The organism is Pseudomonas sp. S4_EA_1b, assembly GCF_016307435.1.
Lineage (GTDB): Bacteria > Pseudomonadota > Gammaproteobacteria > Pseudomonadales > Pseudomonadaceae > Aquipseudomonas > Aquipseudomonas rhodesiae.
Genome location: NZ_JAEILC010000097.1, coordinates 1 through 18,032, shown reverse-complemented (window position 1 = coordinate 18,032; position 18,032 = coordinate 1). Strand labels below are relative to the sequence as shown.

Here is an 18,032-nt window from a genome sequence, read left to right as displayed (position 1 = left end):
TCGCTTGAGGAAATGTCACCGTCCGGTGACATTTCCTATCCCCTTCGTTACATGCCCCCGCAAGGCCCTTGTTTAGACTCCGGTCATCCCACAAAAAACAATAAGGGCCGCCCCCATGACCACCCAACCACTGCCCGCCAGCAGTTGGCTGAATGCACCTGCCCATTACGCTTGGCTCGCCGCCGAAGGCCAGCGCCTGCTGACATTCGCCAAAGCCTCGCGGCTGCCCGACGGCTTCGGCAACCTGGACGCCACCGGCCGATTGCCCGCCGACGCTCACGCCGAAACCATGAACACCGCCCGCATGACCCACAGCTTCGCCATGGCCCATGCCATGGGCTTGCCCGGTTACGCCGAGCTGGTGGCTCATGGCGTTGCGGCCCTCAGCGGCCCGTTGCGGGATCCTGAACACGGCGGCTGGTTCGCCACGCCTCGTGCATTGGATGGCAACCGAGGTAAAGCCGCCTACCTGCACGCATTCGTGGCGCTGGCCGCCAGTTCTGCGGTGGTGGTCGGTGCGCCCGGCGCGCAGCAGTTGCTCACCGATGCTATCCATATCATCGACCAGTTTTTCTGGAGCGAAGAGGAGGGCGTGATGCTCGAATCCTTTGCCCAGGACTGGAGCGGGCTGGAGGCCTATCGCGGCGCCAACAGCAATATGCACGCTACCGAAGCCTTCCTCGCCCTGGCCGATGTCACCGGCGATACGCGCTGGCTGGACCGCGCGCTGCGGATCGTCGAGCGATTGATTCACCAGCATGCCGCCGGCAGCCAATTCATGGTGATCGAACACTTCGACGCCCATTGGCAACCCCTGCTGGCCTACAACGAAGACAACCCCGCCGATGGTTTCCGCCCCTATGGCATCACCCCCGGCCATGGTTTCGAATGGGCGCGGCTGATGCTGCACCTTGAGGCCGCGCGCCTGCATGCCGGGTTGCCCACCCCCGCGTGGCTGCTGGGTGACGCCAAGGGCCTGTTCGCCAGTGCCAGCGAATACGCCTGGTCTGTGGACGGTGCGCCGGGAATTGTCTACACCCTGGACTGGAACCATCGCCCGGTGGTGCGCGAGCGCCTGCACTGGACCCACGCTGAAGCCAGCGCCGCCGCCCAGGCCCTGCTCAAGCGCACCGGCGAGTTGCACTACGAAACCTGGTACCGGCGGATCTGGGAATTCTGCGACAGCCACTTTATCGACCGCGTGCAGGGCAGTTGGCACCACGAGCTCAGCCCACAAAACCAACCCAGCAGCAAGATTTGGGGCGGCAAGCCAGACCTGTACCATGCCTGGCAAGCGGTGGTGCTGCCTGCGCTGCCGCTGGCGCCCAGCATGACCAGCGCCTTGAACGCCGGGAGCTATGTCACCAAGTGGTGACGTTTGTGCATCCCTTTGTTACCTGCGCCCCAAAAATCCATGTTTAAACTCCGTGCAGCGCAAGCCTAAGACTTGCATGCATAACAACAAAAAAAGGTACTCAGATGAACGCGATTAATCGCCTCGCCGTTGCTATTTCCGTTGCCTCGTTGTTCCCCCTCAGTGCATTTGCCGCCGACTCCAAAGGTACGGTTGAAGTGGTGCATTGGTGGACCTCGGGTGGCGAAAAAGCGGCTGTGGATGTCCTGAAGGCCCAAGTTGAGAAAGACGGTTTCACCTGGAAAGACGGTGCCGTCGCCGGCGGTGGTGGCGCGACTGCCATGACCGTGCTCAAAAGCCGCGCCGTCGCCGGCAACCCACCGGGCGTAGCCCAGATCAAAGGCCCCGACATCCAGGAATGGGCGTCCACCGGCCTGCTCGACACCGACGTGCTCAAAGACGTCGCCAAAGAAGAAAAGTGGGATTCGCTGCTCGACAAAAAAGTCTCCGATACCGTGAAGTACGAAGGTGACTATGTCGCCGTACCGGTCAATATCCACCGTGTGAACTGGCTGTGGATCAACCCGCAAGTCTTCAAGAAAGCCGGCATCACCAAGAACCCGACCACCCTCGAAGAATTCTACGCAGCGGGCGACAAGCTCAAGGCCGCGGGTTTCATTCCGCTCGCCCACGGTGGCCAGCCTTGGCAGGACAGCACCGTGTTCGAAGCCGTAGTCCTGTCGGTGATGGGCGCCGATGGCTACAAGAAAGCCCTGGTCGACCTGGATAACGCCGCGCTGACCGGCCCGGAAATGGTCAAGGCCCTGACTGAGCTGAAGAAAGTCGCGACCTACATGGATGTCGACGGCAAAGGCCAGGACTGGAACCTGGAAGCCGGCAAAGTCATCAACGGCAAGGCCGGTATGCAGATCATGGGTGACTGGGCCAAGTCCGAATGGACCGCCGCCAAGAAAGTCGCCGGCAAGGATTACGAGTGCGTAGCCTTCCCGGGTACCGACAAAGCTTTCACCTACAACATCGACTCCCTGGCGGTGTTCAAGCAGAAAGACAAAGGCACTGCGGCCGGTCAGCAGGACATTGCCAAAGTCGTGCTGGGTGAAAACTTCCAGAAAGTCTTCAGCATCAACAAGGGTTCGATCCCTGTTCGAACTGACATGCTCAATGAAATGGACAAGCTCGGCTTCGATTCCTGCGCCCAGACCGCGGCCAAGGACTTCCTGGCTGATGCCAAGACCGGCGGCCTGCAACCAAGCATGGCCCACAACATGGCCACCACCTTGGCTGTGCAAGGCGCGTTCTTCGATGTCGTGACCAACTACATCAACGACCCGAAAGCCGACCCGGCCGACACCGCCAAGAAACTCGGCGCTGCGATCAAGTCTGCCAAGTAGGAACTAGCTACAAGCTACAAGCTGCAAGCGGGCGCGGTATGTCTTGACGCTTGCCGCTTGTAGCTGCCTTCAGTCTTATTATTGGATTTCCCCATGAGTTCTGTTGCTGTGTTCAGCAAGGCCTCGCCGTTCGATGCATTGCAGCGCTGGCTACCTAAACTGGTGCTGGCGCCCAGCATGTTCATCGTGTTGGTCGGCTTCTATGGCTACATCCTTTGGACGTTTGTGCTGTCGTTCACCACGTCCACGTTCCTGCCCAACTATAAGTGGGCCGGTCTTGCCCAATACCAGCGTCTGTTCGACAACGACCGCTGGTGGGTGGCGAGCAAGAACCTGGCCGTGTTCGGTGGGATGTTCATCGGTATTACCCTGGTGATCGGCGTGCTGCTGGCGGTATTCCTCGACCAGCGTATCCGTCGCGAAGGCTTTATCCGCACCATTTACCTGTACCCGATGGCGCTCTCGATGATCGTTACCGGTACGGCCTGGAAATGGCTGCTCAACCCGGGCATGGGCCTGGACAAACTCCTGCGTGACTGGGGCTGGGAAGGCTTCCGTCTGGATTGGCTGATCGACCCGGACCGCGTGGTCTACTGCCTGGTCATCGCCGCCGTGTGGCAAGCCTCCGGTTTCATCATGGCGATGTTCCTCGCCGGCCTGCGCGGCGTTGATCAGTCGATCATCCGTGCCGCCCAGATCGACGGTGCGAGCATGCCGCGTATTTATTGGAGCGTGGTGCTGCCGAGCCTGCGCCCAGTGTTCTTCAGTGCGGTGATGATCCTGGCGCACATTGCGATCAAGAGCTTCGACCTGGTGGCGGCCATGACCGCCGGCGGCCCCGGCTACTCGTCCGACCTGCCCGCGATGTTCATGTACTCGTTCACGTTCAGCCGTGGCCAGATGGGCATGGGCTCGGCCAGTGCAATCCTGATGCTCGGTGCGATCCTCGCGATCATCGTGCCGTACCTGTACTCCGAGCTGAGGACCAAGCGTCATGACTAGTCTCGCTGCCAAACCTTCCATCAGCCTGAGTCGCATCGCGATCTACGCGGTGCTGATCCTGGCGGTGCTGCTGTACCTGGTACCGCTGGTGGTGATGTTGCTGACCAGTTTCAAAACCCCCGAAGACATCAGCACCGGCAACCTGCTGAGCTGGCCCACCGTGGTCAGCGGTATCGGCTGGGTCAAGGCCTGGGCCACCGTGGATGGTTACTTCTGGAACTCGATCAAGATCACCGTGCCTGCGGTGCTGATTTCCACCGCCATCGGCGCGTTGAACGGTTACGTGCTGTCGATGTGGCGCTTCCGTGGTTCGCAGTTGTTCTTCGGCCTGTTGCTGTTCGGCTGCTTCCTGCCGTTCCAGACCGTGCTGCTGCCGGCGTCGTTCACCCTGGGCAAGATGGGCCTGGCCAGCACCACTACCGGTCTGGTGTTCGTGCATGTGGTCTATGGCCTGGCGTTCACCACACTGTTCTTCCGTAACTACTACGTCAGCATTCCGGATGCACTGGTGAAGGCAGCACGCCTAGACGGTGCGGGGTTCTTCACGATTTTCCGTAGGATCATTCTGCCGATGTCGACGCCGATCATCATGGTCTGCCTGATCTGGCAGTTCACTCAGATCTGGAACGACTTCCTGTTCGGTGTGGTGTTCTCCAGCGGCGACTCCCAGCCCATCACCGTGGCGCTGAACAACCTGGTCAACACCAGCACCGGGGCCAAGGAATATAACGTGGATATGGCGGCGGCGATGATCGCCGGGCTGCCGACCCTGCTGGTCTATGTGATCGCAGGCAAGTATTTCGTGCGCGGCCTCACGGCCGGCGCGGTCAAGGGGTAATCATGGCTACGCTCGAACTTCGCAATGTAAACAAGACCTATGGCCCCGGCCTGCCCGACACCTTGAAGAACATCGAACTGTCGATCAAGGAAGGCGAGTTTCTGATCCTGGTCGGCCCATCGGGTTGCGGTAAATCCACGCTGATGAACTGCATCGCGGGCCTGGAAACCATCACCGGTGGCGCGATCATGATCGGTGATCAGGACGTCAGCGGCATGAGCCCCAAGGATCGCGACATCGCCATGGTGTTCCAGTCCTACGCCCTGTACCCAACCATGAGCGTGCGCGAGAACATCGAGTTCGGCCTGAAAATCCGCAAGATGCCCCAGGCCGATATCGACGCCGAAGTGGCGCGCGTGGCCAAGCTGCTGCAGATCGAACATTTGCTCAACCGCAAGCCGGGCCAGCTTTCCGGCGGCCAGCAACAGCGCGTGGCCATGGGCCGTGCCCTGGCGCGTCGGCCGAAGATCTACCTGTTCGACGAACCGCTGTCCAACCTCGACGCCAAGCTGCGGGTTGAGATGCGCACCGAAATGAAGCTGATGCACCAGCGCCTCAAGACCACCACGGTCTACGTGACTCACGACCAGATCGAAGCGATGACCCTGGGCGACAAAGTGGCGGTGATGAAGGACGGCATCATCCAGCAATTCGGCACGCCGAAGGAAATTTACAACGACCCGGCTAACCTGTTTGTGGCAAGCTTTATCGGTTCACCACCGATGAACTTCGTTCCTATGCGTCTAAAACGCAAAGACGGGAAGTTGGTAGCGCTGCTCGACAGCGGTCAAGCCCGTTGCGAATTGCCACTGGGGATGAACGACGCCGGTCTGGAAGACCGCGATGTGATCCTGGGCCTGCGCCCGGAGCAAATCGTGCTGGCGGCAGGGGAGGGCAATGGCTCGTCGAGTATTCGCGCCGAAGTCCAGGTTACCGAGCCTACCGGCCCGGACACCCTGGTGTTCGTGCAGCTCAATGACACCAAAGTCTGCTGCCGCCTGGCACCGGATGTGGCACCGCAAGTGGGGGAGACCCTGACCCTGCAGTTCGACCCGGCCAAGGTGCTGCTGTTTGACGCCAACACTGGCGAGCGTTTGGGCACTGCCGCCGCGTTGCCTGCTCAGGTGCCTGCCGACAACGTGACCCAGTTCAAGGGCCGTTGATCGAGATAAGTTGTTGTTTTGGTTAAAAAAATGTAACCCGCGTTAGATAAAAACAGTTTAATAACAATAAAGACGAGGATGTAGGGATGAAAAAGCAACACAACAACACTCGGCTGATCTGCCAACTGTCAGCAGCAGCAGCCCTGGTATTGTCCGCCAATGCGATGGCGGCCGATGCATTCAGCGCCGATTCCAAGTGGATGACCGGCGACTGGGGTGGCGAGCGTACCAAGCTGATCGAGCAAGGTATCGACATCAAGGCCGACTACGTCGGGGAAATGGGCTACAACGCCCACGGTGGTTACAACAACGACAAGACCGGTCGCTACTCCGACCAGTTCGGTCTGGGTGTGGCGCTGGACCTGCAAAAACTGTGGGGCTGGGATAACACCCAGGCCAAGATCCAGTTGACCAATCGTAACGGCCAGAACATCTCCAACGACCGTATTGGCGACCCGCGTGCCGGCACGCTGAGTTCGTCCCAAGAAGTGTATGGCCGTGGCCATATGGTGCGTCTGACCCAGTTCTGGATCCAGCACCAGATGTTCGACAACAAGTTGGACGTGAAACTGGGCTACTTCGGTGAAGGCGAAGACTTCAACACCTTCCCATGCGACTTCCAGAACCTGTCGTTCTGCGGCTCCCAGGTCGGTAACTACGTCAACACCTGGTACAACTGGCCAGTCAGCCAGGCGGCTATCCGCGTCAAGTACAACATCACCCCTGAGCTGTATGCCCAGATCGGTGCCTACAACCAGAACCCGTCGCAGCTTGAACACGGCAACGGCTTCAAACTCAGCGGCAGCGGTACCAAAGGTACTGTGATCCCGGTGGAATTGGTCTGGTCGCCGAAAGTGAATAACCTGCCGGGCGAATACCGTGTGGGTTACTACAAGAGCGCCGCCGATGCTCCGGATGTGCGTAAAGACGTCAACGGTGGCGATGCGGTCCTCAGTGGTGCTGACTTCCGTACCCGCAGCAGCAAAAAAGGCTACTGGTTCGTTGCGCAACAGCAACTCACCACCCATAACGGCGACGCGTCGCGCGGCCTGAACATCGCAGCCAACGCGACGTTCCACGACAAGGAAACCAACCTGGTCGACAACTATCAGTCGCTCATGCTGGTGTACAAAGGCCCATTCGATGCGCGTCCAAAAGACGACGTCGGTATTGGTGCCGCGCGCCTGCATGTCAACAATGACGTCAAGCGCAACTCGGAACTGCTCAATGCCGCTAACGGCGTCAGCGACTATGACAACCCGCTGTACACGCCGATTCGTGAAACCGAATACAACTTCGAACTCAACTACGGCTTCCACGTTACCAACTGGCTGACCGTACGTCCCAACCTGCAATACGTCGTGCAGCCTGGCGGCGTGGACAAAGTCGACAACGCGCTGGTAGCGGGTCTGAAAATTCAGTCTACGTTCTAACGCTGTTGCGATAAGCTCCTTCTCTCTGTGCGCATTTGCGGATAGCCATGGCTATCCGCTTTTTTTTGCGCAGCACTGTGATACAGGACCGTGGCACATGCATGAGCATCCGCTGCAACGCTTTTTCAAATCCCTGCGCGAACGTCCGGTGTTCGCCTGGGAACGCTTTCAGATGCGCGACGTGTTGGTGATCGATCATCCGCTGTGCCAGGCGGTATTCAGTCGCCAGGGCGCGCAACTGTTGCATTTTCAGCCGCGTGGTCAGAAGCCCTGGCTGTGGTGCGCGGCCAAGTGGCCGCAGGTCGGTGCCATTCGTGGAGGCGTGCCGGTGTGCTGGCCATGGTATGGCCGTCACCCAAGCGAAAACGCCTGGCCGTCCCATGGCTGGGCGCGCCTGATCGACTGGAAACTGCTCGATAGCTCCAGCGATGACGAAGGCGTGAACCTGCACTGGCAACTGCAACTGTGCGACTGGCAGGTGGACCTGCACGCGCACCTGGGGGCTACCTTGGAATTGCGCCTGAGCACCGAGCATCAGGACGAACTGCCGTGCCAGTTGAGCCATGCGTTGCACGCTTACTGGCGTATTGGTCACGTTGATGAGGTAGCGCTGTCTGGGCTCGAAGGCGCGCAAGGTTACGATCAGCTCAACCGCCAGATGTGCCAGCAGGAGGGCGAGTTGCGCGTAGAGGGCGGATGCCAGCGGGTGTTCCAGCACGAAGGCGAACTGCACCTCAAGGATCACGCCTGGCAGCGCGAACTGTGCATCGACACGGGCGAGAGTGCCGACACTGTGGTGTGGCATCCGGGCAGCCGACCGCTGTTGGGCGTGAGTTTTAACGAGGCGTCGGGGTTTGTGTGTGTGGAGTCGGCGATGGCCGGGGCCAGTTTGGCGCCGGGGGAGCGGGCGCACCTGAGTTTGCAAGCTCGGGCTGGAGTTTAGCGTTGTTGCTTGTGGCCTCATCGCGGGCAAGCCCGCTCCCACATTTGCAACGCATTGCCCTGTGGGAGCGGGCGCACCTGAGTTTGCAAGCTCGGGCTGGAGTTTAGCGTTGTTGCTTGTGGCCTCATCGGGGGCATGCCCGCTCCCACATTTGGAACGCATTGCCCTGTGGGAGCGGGCTTGCTCGCGATGGCGGCGGTACTGCTGGTAGAGATTCGAGCTTAGTTAAACTCATCCCCCACCGGATACCGGCTGTCGTTCAGACTCTCTTTGATCTTGCGCAAGTGCGGCTGGAAATCCACCCCGCGACGCAATGTCATGCCGGTGGCCAGCACATCCAGCACGGTCAGTTGGATGATCCGCGACGTCATCGGCATGTAGATATCCGTGTCTTCCGGGAGTGGAATATTCAGGCTCACCGTACTGGCCTTGGCCAACGGTGAGTTCTCGGCGGTCACGCCCAGCACCGAGGCGCCGTTACTGCGTGCGATACGCGCCACTTCCACCAGCTCGCGGGTACGCCCGGTGTAGGAAATGATCACGAACAGCTCACCGGTATGGGCCACCGAGGCGATCATGCGCTGCATCAGTACGTCGGCGTGGGCGGTGACCGCCAGGTTGAAACGGAAGAACTTATGCAGGGCGTCCATGGCCACCGGGGCCGAAGCACCGAGGCCGAAGAAGTGGATCTGCCGAGCCTGGATCAGCAGGTCCACGGCCTTGCTGATCAGGTTCGGGTCCAGGGCCTGGCAGGCGCTGTCCAAGGAGGCGATGGCACTGCCAAAGATCTTCTGCGTGTAGGCCTCCGGGTTATCATCGGCCTCCACGGCGCGGCTGACATAAGCCGCGCCACTGGCCAGGCTTTGCGCCAACTGCAATTTGAGTTCAGGGTAACCGCTCACGCCGAATGAACGGCAGAAACGGTTGACCGTCGGTTCACTGACCGAGGCGGCCTGGGCGAGGGCGGCGATCGAGAAGCGTGTGGCCTGCTGCGGGTTGAGCAGGATGACTTCAGCGACTTTGCGCTCTGCCTTGTTCAAGTCTTCGAGGCGGCTCTGGATCTGCTCCAGAAGATTTCGCACGCGGTCCATTCAGTCTTTCCTTCGGGCGACGATGCAAATTAAGGGCGGCAAGCAATCGACGAGCGGCCTTTTGCGGTGGCCTATCCTACTGAGGGTAGCTGAACACCACCACTCGCAATGCGTATTTCGGGAAAATGTTGTGGTTATTACTACATTTTTCCTTGAGTGATACCTTGAAAAAAGGTATTTGTAGCTTAACTTGATAAAAGAACAAACATCATGCCTTCGATAACCGTGGAACCCTGCACCTTTGCCCTGTTTGGCGCCTTGGGTGATCTGGCGCTACGCAAGTTATTTCCTGCCCTCTATCAGTTGGATGGTGCAGGTCTGTTGCACGAAGACACGCGCATCCTGGCTTTGGCCCGTGAAGCCGGCTCCGAGCAGCAGCATCTGGCCCATATCGAAAAAGAACTGCGTAAATACGTCGGCAAGGAACTGGACGACAGCATCGCCCAGCGTTTCCTGGCGCGTCTGACCTACGTCCATGTCGACTTTATGAAAGCCGACGACTACGTGGCCCTGGCTGAAAAAGCCGGCACCGAACAACGCCTGATCGCCTACTTCGCCACTCCGGCGGCGGTGTATGGCGCGATCTGCGAGAATTTGTCCAAGGTCGGCCTGGCGGACAACACCCGCGTGGTGCTGGAAAAACCCATCGGTTCGGACCTGGAGTCCTCGCGCAAGGTCAACGACGCCGTGGCGCAGTTTTTCCCGGAAAACCGCACCTACCGCATCGACCATTACCTGGGCAAAGAGACCGTTCAAAACCTGATTGCGCTGCGTTTTGCCAACAGCCTGTTCGAGACCCAGTGGAACCAGCACTACATTTCCCACGTAGAAATTACCGTGGCGGAGCAAGTGGGCATTGAAGGTCGTTGGGGTTATTTCGACAAAGCCGGCCAGCTGCGGGACATGATCCAGAATCACCTGTTGCAGCTGCTTTGCCTGATCGCCATGGACCCACCGGCCGACCTGTCCGCCGACAGCATCCGTGACGAGAAGGTCAAGGTGCTCAAGGCCCTGGCGCCGATCAGCCCGGACGGCCTTACCACCCAAGTGGTGCGTGGCCAGTACATCGCCGGCTACAGCGCCGGCAAGCCGGTGCCGGGATACCTGGAAGAAGAAAACTCCAACACCCAGAGCGACACCGAAACCTTCGTCGCCTTGCGTGCCGATATCCGTAACTGGCGTTGGGCCGGTGTGCCGTTCTACCTGCGTACCGGCAAGCGCATGCCGCAAAAGCTGTCGCAGATCGTTATCCACTTCAAGGAACCGTCCCACTATATCTTCGCCCCCGAGCAGCGCCTGCAGATCAGCAACAAACTGATCATCCGCCTGCAACCGGACGAAGGGATTTCCTTGCGGGTAATGACCAAGGAGCAGGGCCTGGATAAAGGCATGCAACTGCGCAGCGGCCCGCTGCAACTGAATTTTTCCGACACCTACCGCAGTACGCGCATTCCGGATGCCTACGAGCGTTTGCTGTTGGAAGTGATGCGCGGCAATCAGAACCTGTTTGTTCGCAAAGATGAAATCGAAGCCGCGTGGAAGTGGTGTGACCAGTTGATCGCCGGTTGGAAAAAATCCGGTGATGCGCCCAAGCCGTATGCGGCGGGCTCCTGGGGGCCGATGAGCTCCATTGCACTGATCACGCGGGATGGGAGGTCATGGTATGGCGATATCTGAATTGAAACTGCCGCAGGGCGTCAGCGCCCATGAGTACCGTACGCCTGCGTTGCTGGCGGACGGTTTGGCTAACGATGTGGCCGAACAATTGCGCACGGCCATCAGCGCCCGTGGCGAAGCGACGCTGGTGGTGTCTGGTGGGCGCAGCCCGGTGGCGTTTTTCCAGAACCTGGCCAAGCAGGGCCTGGACTGGTCCAAGGTCACCATCACCCTCGCCGATGAGCGCTGGGTGCCGGTAGAGCATGCCGACAGCAATGCCGGCCTATTGAAGAAATATCTGCTGCAGGGCCCGGCCGCCAAGGCGCGGTTCCTCAGTTTGTACAGCGCCACCGCGAACCTGGAAGAGGCTGCCGAGCAGGCCGATCGCCTGCTGGCCGAACTGCCCGCCATCGATGTGCTGGTGCTGGGCATGGGCGATGACGGCCACACCGCGTCGTTGTTTCCAAACAGCCCGAACCTGAACGAAGCCCTGCAGCCCGACGGTACCCGCCGTTGCTGGCCCATGCTGGCGCCGACCGTGCCGCACCAGCGCCTGACCATGAGTCGCGCGTTGCTGGCCACGGCCCGCTACACCGTGCTGTCGATCTCCGGCAGTTCGAAATTGACTACTTTGAGCGCCGCGCTGGCCAGTGACGACGTCGCCGCCATGCCGATTCGCGCGTTTCTGCAACCTACTTTAGAGATTTACTGGTGCCCATGAGCCAAGGATCAGCCGCTATGAAAAGCCCTCAACCGACCGTGTCCATGGCGGATAAAGTTGCCTTGATCGACAGCCTCTGCGCCAAGGCGCGGATTCTGCCGGTGATCACCATCGCCCGCGAACAGGACATTCTGCCCCTGGCCGATGCCCTGGCGGCCGGCGGCCTGACGGCGCTGGAAGTAACCCTGCGTTCGGAGTTCGGCCTCAAGGCTATTCAGGTGCTGCGCGAGCAGCGTCCTGAACTGTGCACCGGCGCCGGCACCGTGTTGGATCGGCACATGCTGGAGGCTGCGGAAGTGGCCGGCTCGCAGTTTATCGTCACCCCCGGGATTACCCGCGACCTGCTGGAAGCCTCGGTGCACAGCCCGATCCCGCTGTTGCCGGGTATCAGCAATGCGTCCGGCATCATGGAAGGCTATTGCCTGGGCTACCGTCGTTTCAAATTGTTCCCCGCTGAAGTCAGCGGTGGCGTGGCGGCAATCAAGGCCCTGGGCGGCCCGTTCGGCGAGGTGAAATTCTGCCCGACCGGCGGCGTCGGCCCGGCCAATATCAAAAGCTACATGGCGTTGAAAAACGTGATGTGCGTGGGCGGCAGCTGGATGCTCGACCCAGAGTGGGTCAAAAACGGCGACTGGGCACGCATCCAGGAAGTTACCGCCCAGGCCCTGGCGCTGTTGGATTGATCTGATTTACCGAATCGTTGTTGCTGTGCTTAACGGCATTTTTGCGGTGCACTTGGTCGGTGTACCGCTTTTTTTTCGCCTGCAATAAAACTGCGCCTGCTTTTATAGAGGGCTGCGGTGCAGTTCGGTGATGGCATTGGCCAGATGATGGATTTCCGCCACCGAGGTGACCAACCCGGGGGTGATCCGGATACACGTCCCGAACGAGGCCCCGACACGGGTCGTGGTGAAGACGTTGTAGTCCTTGAGCAAACGGTCCGCCATCGCCTGCTGGTCCCGACCGCTGAATTTGAAAGCACTAATCCCGCAATACAGCCTCGGGTCATCCGGCGTCAGCACCTCGATCCCCGGCAATGACCGTACCTGGCTCACCCATGTATCCCGCAGGTAATTGACCCGCGCACCTTTGGCAGCCGCGCCACCCAGTGCGCGATGCTCATCCAATACCAGTGGCAAGGTCATCAGCGCCGGAAAATTCGGCGTGCTGTAGGACGTCCGCGCGCGTACATCGGTGATGGGGTAGTGGAACTCGCCCATGTCCGGGTCGATATCGGCCAGGCGCTCGGGGGCGATATACAGGAAGCCCAGGGTCAACGGTGCGCCGATCCATTTGTGCAGGTTGAACCCGGCGAACTGGATGCCCAGATCGGCCAAGTTGAAGTCGATCTGGCCAAGGGCGTGGGCACCGTCGAGGATCACGTCAACACCGTGCGTCCGTGCCGCCTGAGCAATGGCGGCCACTGGCATTACCAGCCCGGTGCGATGGGTAACGTGGGTCAGAGCCATCAGCTTGAGACGCGGGTATTGGGCGAAGGCATCGCGATAGGTCTGTAGCAGGCTGTCGAAACTGGCCGGATGGGTGTGGGACAGTTCGATAACCTCCACACCGCGATGCGCCGCCAGCCAGCGCATCGCGCCCTTGACCGTGTCGTACTCCAGATCGCTGATCATCACTTGGTCACCCGGTTGCAGGCGGTTGTAGTTGCGGATCAGCGACTGCAAGGCTTCGGTGGCGTTGCGGGTGAATGCCACCGACTCGGGTTCCACCTCTATCAAGGCGGCGAGCTGGCGCCGGATCTCGATGTTTTCGCCCTGTTCGAAACGCTGGCGCACATACACCGCATTGCTGCGGTTGATAAACGCCACATGCTCCAGGTACTGGGCCTGCACCGCGCGGCTCATGCGGCCGAAGTAACCGTTCTCAAGATTGATAGGGCCTGGCTCGCAGTCATAGCGTTGAGCGATGGCTTGCCAATGCGCTTCGTTTTGGGCGTTGCTGGGCATGGGTGGGCTCTTAATGGCGTGGGGCAGGCTTGCCGTGTTTGGCGCGCAGCGGTTCGAGCAGTTCTGACAGACCGTTGTGGTCAATTTCCTGCATCAGCGCCAGCAGACCACCCAATTCGCCGTGGGGGAAACCTTCGCGAGCGAACCAGTTCAGGTAGGGGCCTGGCAAGTCGGCAATGATCCGCCCTTTGTATTTGCCGAAAGGCATTTCGCGGGTGATCAACAGTTCGAGCTTTTCCGGGTTCATGAACGTCAGACGGTTACGAGAGGAGCTTGGAAAATACAGGCATTCTGCATGAAGGCCAAATGACAGATCATGCAAATAACGTACATACAGATGGTTCAATATTTCGTAAATGATTGAATTTAAACAATAAAGTTATTTTTTAAAACCTGGCACGGGCGCTGCAATCATTAAGACAACCTTTCTCAACCCACATAAGGAATTGGAAAATGACTGACATCAACAAAGAATCGATCTCCGTACTGAACGACCTGATCGAAACCAGCATCGACGGCCAAAAAGGCTTTAAAGAGTGCGCTGAAGATATCAAGCACCCAGAACTCAAGGCGCTGTTTGCTAAGCGTTCTGCCGATTGCGCCACTGCTGCCGCCGAGCTGAAAACCGCCGTGCGTGCCTTGGGTGGCGATCCGGAAGATTCCGGCAGCGTTGCCGGCGCACTGCACCGTGGCTGGGTCGACGTGAAGTCGATGGTTACCGGTAAAGATGAAGAGGCTGTGCTGAACGAAGCCGAGCGCGGTGAAGACCACGCACTGAAGGCTTATCGTGAAGCGATCGAGAAGATCAACAAGCACAACCTGCTGGGCATTCGTGACTTGGTTGAGCGTCAGTACCACGGCGTGCAACGCAATCACGACCAGGTTAAAGCCCTGCGTAATCAGGCTCGCGCTCAGTCGTAAGCTTACCGCCTAGTCAATGTGGGAGGGGGCTTGCCCCCGATAGCAGTGAATCAGTCGATGTTTGAATGACTGACTCACCGCAATCGGGGCAAGCCCTCTCCCACATTTGTATTCAGCCGATGCTGATCGGCGGCAGCTCGGTCAAGGTCACCACCTGCTGTTTACGCGGCGCAAGAATCTCTGCCTCGCCATCCACTACCAACTCGTCGCGCTGGTTGAACACGCGAGTGGCAATCCGCACGCGGAACTTGGGCAGTTTCTCCAGGATTTCCAGGCGCACCGTCAGGGTGTCGCCGATCTTCACCGGCTTCTGAAAGCTCATCTGCTGACCGATATAAATCGTGCCCGGCCCAGGCAGTTCGCAGGCTACGGCTGCGCTGATCAAAGCGCCGCTGAACATGCCGTGGGCGATACGCTCCTTGAACATCGTGGCCTTGGCGTATTCGGCGTCTAGGTGCACCGGGTTGTGATCGCCGGACATTGCCGCGAACAGCTGGATGTCGCGCTCTTCGACAGTCTTGCTGTAGCTGGCGGTCTGGCCGACTTCAAGGGCTTCATACGGGGTGTTGGTTACCTGGGTCATCTAAGAGCGCATCCTGTGGCTAATCGGTAATTTAATTTGCTGATTTTAAAGGAAAATTTATTCGCAGCGGGCAGGCCGTTGCAAACTCAGGGCGTGATCCAGCCATGTCACCACATCCGCCGTGACTTGCGTGCGGTTGGTTTCATTGAACACTTCATGGCGCGCCTGGGGGTAAATAGTCAGTTGCAGGTGCTGGCAGCCGGCCGCTTGCAGGGCTTGAGCCAGATGGGTGAGACGCTTGCCCTCGCTCACCGGATCACATTCGCCGCCCATCACCAGAATCGGCAGGCCTGGATCGATCTGCGCGAGGTTGGACGCTTTGCTGATCTGCTGCAAGCCGCCTAGCAAATCCACCCACAGTTGGTTGGTGCAACGAAAACCGCAGAGGGGATCGTTGATGTACTTATCCACCTCATCCGGGTCGCGACTGAGCCAGTCGAAGGCCGTGCGGTTAGGTTTGAACGCTTTGTTGAAAGAGCCAAACGACAGGAAGTCGATCACGGCGCTGCGCCCCCGCAGGCCCTGGCGCAGGCGTTCGGCGCGAGCGATCAGGCGCGCGGCGCGGTATAGCGCCACCGGCTGGAAATTCGACCCGCTGAGAATCGCCCCATGCAGGCTGGCACTGTGGTGCAGCAGATAAGCCTGGGCGATATAACTGCCCATGCTGTGCCCCAACAGTACGATCGGCAGCCCCGGATGCTGTTGGCCGATGTGTTGGTTGAGGCTGGCCAGGTCGCCTACCACTTTGTTCCAGCCATCGTGCTCGGCGAACAACCCCAGAGTGCCTTCATCGGCGGTCCGTCCATGGCCTCGCTGGTCCAGCGCGTACACACCGTAGCCCGCATCGCACAGGGCCTCGGCCAGGCGGGCGTAGCGCCCACTGTGCTCGGCCATGCCGTGGGACACCATTACCACAGCCTGGAGCGGCCCCTGTGGCAGCCATTGGTTGACGTATAGGCGGGTATGGTCGTTCGCAGTCAGCCAGAAGGTGCTGTGGTTCATGGCGGTTCCTTTGCTCGGTGTCGTTGCAGTGTATCGCTGATCTTCTGGCAAGCGGCTGATCAGTACAGGCCCTTGTAGGAAGATTCACGCAGTTGATGACACTCTTTCCTGTATTTGCCTGATTGGCCATAGCTGCTAACGTCCCCAAAGCTCCGCTTTCCATCGCAGCATAAAAGCGGCCGGACACACTCAGGTACAGAGGACAAGAATAATGCAACCTGATTTCTGGAATGACAAACGCGCGGCGGGCGTTCCCAATGACATTGACCTCACCACCTACAAGTCGGTGATCGAAGTCTTCGAGCGTTCCTGCAAAGCCTTTGCCGACCGTCCGGCATTCAGCAATATGGGGGTGACCCTGACCTACGCCGAGCTTGAGCGCCAGAGCGCGGCGTTCGCCGGTTACCTGCAGCATCACACCGACCTCAAGCCCGGCGAGCGCATCGCCGTGCAGATGCCCAACGTATTGCATTACCCCATCGCGGTGTTCGGGGCGCTGCGCGCCGGGTTGATCGTGGTCAACACCAACCCCTTGTACACCCCGAGGGAAATGCGCCACCAATTCAAGGATGCCGGCGTGCGGGCGCTGGTCTACCTCAACCTGTTCGGTTCACGGGTGCAGGAAGTGTGTGCCGACACCGAGATTGACTACCTGATCGAAGCCAAAATGGGCGATTTCCTGCCCGCCGCCAAAGGCTGGCTGGTCAACACCGTGGTCGACAAGGTCAAGAAGATGGTCCCGGCCTATCACCTGCCACGCGCAGTATCGTTCAAGCGTGCCCTGCGCATGGGCGCGGGCCTGGGTGTGACCCGTCACCCGGTGACCCTGGATGACATCGCCGTGTTGCAATACACCGGCGGCACCACCGGCCTGGCCAAGGGCGCGATGCTGACCCACGGCAATCTGGTGGCCAATATGCAGCAGGCGCGGGCGTGCATGTCCCAGGTCAGCGATAACGGCCAGCCGCTGGTACGGGAAGGGCAGGAGGTGATGATCGCGCCGCTGCCGCTCTACCACATCTATGCCTTTACGGCGAACTGCATGTGCATGATGGTGACCGGCAACCACAACGTGCTGATCACCAACCCGCGCGACATCGGCGGGTTTATCAAAGAGCTGAAAAAGTGGCGGTTTTCCTGCCTGCTGGGGTTGAACACGCTGTTTGTCGCGCTGATGGACCATCCGGATTTCAAGACCCTGGATTTCTCGCACCTCAAGATCACCAATTCCGGCGGTACCGCGCTGGTCAAGGCCACCGCCGAGCGCTGGAAGGCCCTGACCGGCTGCACCATCGGCGAAGGCTACGGCCTGACCGAAACCTCGCCGGTGGCCAGCACCAACCCCTACGGTAGCCAATCGCGGCTGGGCACCGTGGGTATTCCTGTGCCGGGTACGGCCATGAAGGTGATCGATGACGAAGGCCGCGAATTGCCCCTCGGGGAGCGTGGCGAACTGTGCATCAAAGGCCCACAGGTGATGAAGGGCTACTGGCAGCAACCGGCGGCAACCGCCGACACCCTGGATGCCGAAGGGTGGTTGAAAACCGGTGATATTGCAGTGATCGACACCGATGGCTTTGTGAGCATTGTGGACCGCAAGAAAGACCTGATCATCGTCTCCGGCTTCAACGTGTACCCGAACGAAATCGAAGACGTGGTCATGGCCCACCCAGCAGTGGCCAGCTGCGCGGTGATCGGCGTGCCGGACGAGCGCACGGGGGAGGCGGTGAAGCTGTTCGTGGTGGCGCGGGCTCAGGGGGTCAGCCTTGAAGAGCTGAAGGCGTACTGCAAAAGCAACTTCACCGGCTACAAGGTGCCCAAGCACATCGTGTTGCGTGAGTCGTTGCCGATGACGCCGGTGGGCAAGATCCTGCGCAGGGAGCTGCGCGACATCGCCTGACCCTGAAGTGCAATCAAAATGTGGGAGGGGGCTTGCCCCCCGATGG

General features: G+C 59.7%; 17 protein-coding genes. 12 read left to right on the top strand and 5 right to left on the bottom strand.

Annotated elements, in window-relative coordinates:
- Positions 1-115 precede the first annotated feature (115 nt).
- From YA0848_RS26475 to YA0848_RS26445, 7 genes are all read left to right on the top strand, one after another.
- Positions 116-1,375 (top strand): D-mannose isomerase, encoded by a 1,260-nt coding sequence (locus YA0848_RS26475; RefSeq protein ID WP_169903355.1) that lies wholly within the window; start codon positions 116-118, stop codon positions 1,373-1,375.
- A 104-nt stretch (positions 1,376-1,479) separates the two neighbouring features.
- A complete protein-coding gene (locus YA0848_RS26470) occupies positions 1,480-2,766 on the top strand; it encodes an ABC transporter substrate-binding protein (protein WP_034100070.1) in 1,287 nt (428 codons plus the stop codon).
- 93 nt (positions 2,767-2,859) lie between these two features.
- Entirely contained in the window at positions 2,860-3,768 is a 909-nt protein-coding gene (locus YA0848_RS26465; RefSeq protein ID WP_034100069.1) for a carbohydrate ABC transporter permease, read from the top strand.
- The gene (locus tag YA0848_RS26460) at positions 3,761-4,606 is read left to right on the top strand and encodes a carbohydrate ABC transporter permease (RefSeq protein WP_034100067.1); all 846 of its coding nucleotides are present in this window, start codon (positions 3,761-3,763) and stop codon (positions 4,604-4,606) included. The genes YA0848_RS26465 and YA0848_RS26460 overlap by 8 nt, the downstream gene beginning before the upstream one ends.
- Before the next feature lie 2 nt (positions 4,607-4,608).
- On the top strand, positions 4,609-5,769 hold the full coding sequence (locus tag YA0848_RS26455) for an ABC transporter ATP-binding protein (RefSeq protein WP_034100065.1): 1,161 nt from the start codon (positions 4,609-4,611) through the stop codon (positions 5,767-5,769).
- 86 nt (positions 5,770-5,855) lie between these two features.
- The gene (locus YA0848_RS26450; protein ID WP_040269278.1) at positions 5,856-7,202 is read left to right on the top strand and encodes a carbohydrate porin; all 1,347 of its coding nucleotides are present in this window, start codon (positions 5,856-5,858) and stop codon (positions 7,200-7,202) included.
- Between the two features lie 97 nt (positions 7,203-7,299).
- A complete protein-coding gene (locus YA0848_RS26445; protein WP_034114960.1) occupies positions 7,300-8,145 on the top strand; it encodes a D-hexose-6-phosphate mutarotase in 846 nt (281 codons plus the stop codon).
- 221 nt (positions 8,146-8,366) lie between these two features.
- Here YA0848_RS26445 and YA0848_RS26440 read toward each other — a convergent pair whose 3' ends face one another.
- Positions 8,367-9,227, bottom strand: a complete 861-nt coding sequence (locus tag YA0848_RS26440; RefSeq protein ID WP_169868275.1) for a MurR/RpiR family transcriptional regulator — start codon at positions 9,225-9,227, stop codon at positions 8,367-8,369.
- A 219-nt stretch (positions 9,228-9,446) separates the two neighbouring features.
- Here YA0848_RS26440 and zwf point away from each other — a divergent pair, with 219 nt between their 5' ends.
- From zwf to YA0848_RS26425, 3 genes are read left to right on the top strand one after another with little or no spacing between them, the layout of a single operon-like run.
- A complete protein-coding gene (gene zwf / locus YA0848_RS26435) occupies positions 9,447-10,913 on the top strand; it encodes a glucose-6-phosphate dehydrogenase (RefSeq protein WP_034100057.1) in 1,467 nt (488 codons plus the stop codon).
- Positions 10,900-11,613, top strand: a complete 714-nt coding sequence (gene pgl / locus YA0848_RS26430) for a 6-phosphogluconolactonase (protein WP_034100055.1) — start codon at positions 10,900-10,902, stop codon at positions 11,611-11,613. The genes zwf and pgl overlap by 14 nt, the downstream gene beginning before the upstream one ends.
- A 17-nt stretch (positions 11,614-11,630) precedes the next feature.
- Positions 11,631-12,296 (top strand): bifunctional 4-hydroxy-2-oxoglutarate aldolase/2-dehydro-3-deoxy-phosphogluconate aldolase, encoded by a 666-nt coding sequence (locus YA0848_RS26425; RefSeq protein ID WP_169903356.1) that lies wholly within the window; start codon positions 11,631-11,633, stop codon positions 12,294-12,296.
- Positions 12,297-12,398: 102 nt separating this feature from the next.
- Here the strand turns inward: YA0848_RS26425 and YA0848_RS26420 are convergent, their stop codons facing one another.
- Both YA0848_RS26420 and YA0848_RS26415 read right to left on the bottom strand, forming a co-directional pair.
- Positions 12,399-13,580 (bottom strand): aminotransferase class V-fold PLP-dependent enzyme, encoded by a 1,182-nt coding sequence (locus YA0848_RS26420; RefSeq protein WP_169903357.1) that lies wholly within the window; start codon positions 13,578-13,580, stop codon positions 12,399-12,401.
- Positions 13,581-13,590: 10 nt separating this feature from the next.
- Complete coding sequence (locus YA0848_RS26415) at positions 13,591-13,827, bottom strand: DUF3820 family protein (protein WP_003213031.1); 237 nt, start codon at positions 13,825-13,827, stop codon at positions 13,591-13,593.
- A 206-nt stretch (positions 13,828-14,033) separates the two neighbouring features.
- Between YA0848_RS26415 and YA0848_RS26410 the strand changes: the two genes are divergently transcribed.
- Positions 14,034-14,501 (top strand): ferritin-like domain-containing protein, encoded by a 468-nt coding sequence (locus YA0848_RS26410; protein ID WP_003175720.1) that lies wholly within the window; start codon positions 14,034-14,036, stop codon positions 14,499-14,501.
- A gap of 112 nt (positions 14,502-14,613) precedes the next feature.
- On the opposite strand, the gene YA0848_RS26405 is transcribed toward YA0848_RS26410, so the two are convergent.
- Together YA0848_RS26405 and YA0848_RS26400 are read right to left on the bottom strand one after the other, a co-directional pair.
- Positions 14,614-15,084, bottom strand: coding sequence for a MaoC family dehydratase (locus YA0848_RS26405; protein ID WP_003175719.1), 471 nt, complete (start codon positions 15,082-15,084; stop codon positions 14,614-14,616).
- A gap of 57 nt (positions 15,085-15,141) precedes the next feature.
- Positions 15,142-16,086: an alpha/beta hydrolase gene (locus YA0848_RS26400; protein WP_169868258.1), complete on the bottom strand. Its 945-nt coding sequence runs from the start codon at positions 16,084-16,086 to the stop codon at positions 15,142-15,144.
- Positions 16,087-16,297: 211 nt separating this feature from the next.
- On the opposite strand from YA0848_RS26400, the gene fadD2 reads away from it, so the two are divergent.
- Positions 16,298-17,986, top strand: coding sequence for a long-chain-fatty-acid--CoA ligase FadD2 (gene fadD2, locus YA0848_RS26395; RefSeq protein ID WP_034100047.1), 1,689 nt, complete (start codon positions 16,298-16,300; stop codon positions 17,984-17,986).
- Positions 17,987-18,032 lie beyond the last annotated feature (46 nt).

Excerpts from the sequence above, each read along its gene's own strand:
- YA0848_RS26475 (WP_169903355.1), top strand. The coding sequence starts at position 116 with ATGACCACCCAACCACTGCCCGCCAGCAGTTGGCTGAATGCACCTGCC.
- YA0848_RS26470 (WP_034100070.1), top strand. The coding sequence starts at position 1,480 with ATGAACGCGATTAATCGCCTCGCCGTTGCTATTTCCGTTGCCTCGTTG.
- YA0848_RS26465 (WP_034100069.1), top strand. The coding sequence starts at position 2,860 with ATGAGTTCTGTTGCTGTGTTCAGCAAGGCCTCGCCGTTCGATGCATTG.
- YA0848_RS26460 (WP_034100067.1), top strand. The coding sequence starts at position 3,761 with ATGACTAGTCTCGCTGCCAAACCTTCCATCAGCCTGAGTCGCATCGCG.
- YA0848_RS26455 (WP_034100065.1), top strand. The coding sequence starts at position 4,609 with ATGGCTACGCTCGAACTTCGCAATGTAAACAAGACCTATGGCCCCGGC.
- YA0848_RS26450 (WP_040269278.1), top strand. The coding sequence starts at position 5,856 with ATGAAAAAGCAACACAACAACACTCGGCTGATCTGCCAACTGTCAGCA.
- YA0848_RS26445 (WP_034114960.1), top strand. The coding sequence starts at position 7,300 with ATGCATGAGCATCCGCTGCAACGCTTTTTCAAATCCCTGCGCGAACGT.
- zwf (WP_034100057.1), top strand. The coding sequence starts at position 9,447 with ATGCCTTCGATAACCGTGGAACCCTGCACCTTTGCCCTGTTTGGCGCC.
- pgl (WP_034100055.1), top strand. The coding sequence starts at position 10,900 with ATGGCGATATCTGAATTGAAACTGCCGCAGGGCGTCAGCGCCCATGAG.
- YA0848_RS26425 (WP_169903356.1), top strand. The coding sequence starts at position 11,631 with ATGAAAAGCCCTCAACCGACCGTGTCCATGGCGGATAAAGTTGCCTTG.
- YA0848_RS26420 (WP_169903357.1), bottom strand. The coding sequence starts at position 13,580 with ATGCCCAGCAACGCCCAAAACGAAGCGCATTGGCAAGCCATCGCTCAA.
- YA0848_RS26415 (WP_003213031.1), bottom strand. The coding sequence starts at position 13,827 with ATGAACCCGGAAAAGCTCGAACTGTTGATCACCCGCGAAATGCCTTTC.
- YA0848_RS26410 (WP_003175720.1), top strand. The coding sequence starts at position 14,034 with ATGACTGACATCAACAAAGAATCGATCTCCGTACTGAACGACCTGATC.
- YA0848_RS26405 (WP_003175719.1), bottom strand. The coding sequence starts at position 15,084 with ATGACCCAGGTAACCAACACCCCGTATGAAGCCCTTGAAGTCGGCCAG.
- YA0848_RS26400 (WP_169868258.1), bottom strand. The coding sequence starts at position 16,086 with ATGAACCACAGCACCTTCTGGCTGACTGCGAACGACCATACCCGCCTA.
- fadD2 (WP_034100047.1), top strand. The coding sequence starts at position 16,298 with ATGCAACCTGATTTCTGGAATGACAAACGCGCGGCGGGCGTTCCCAAT.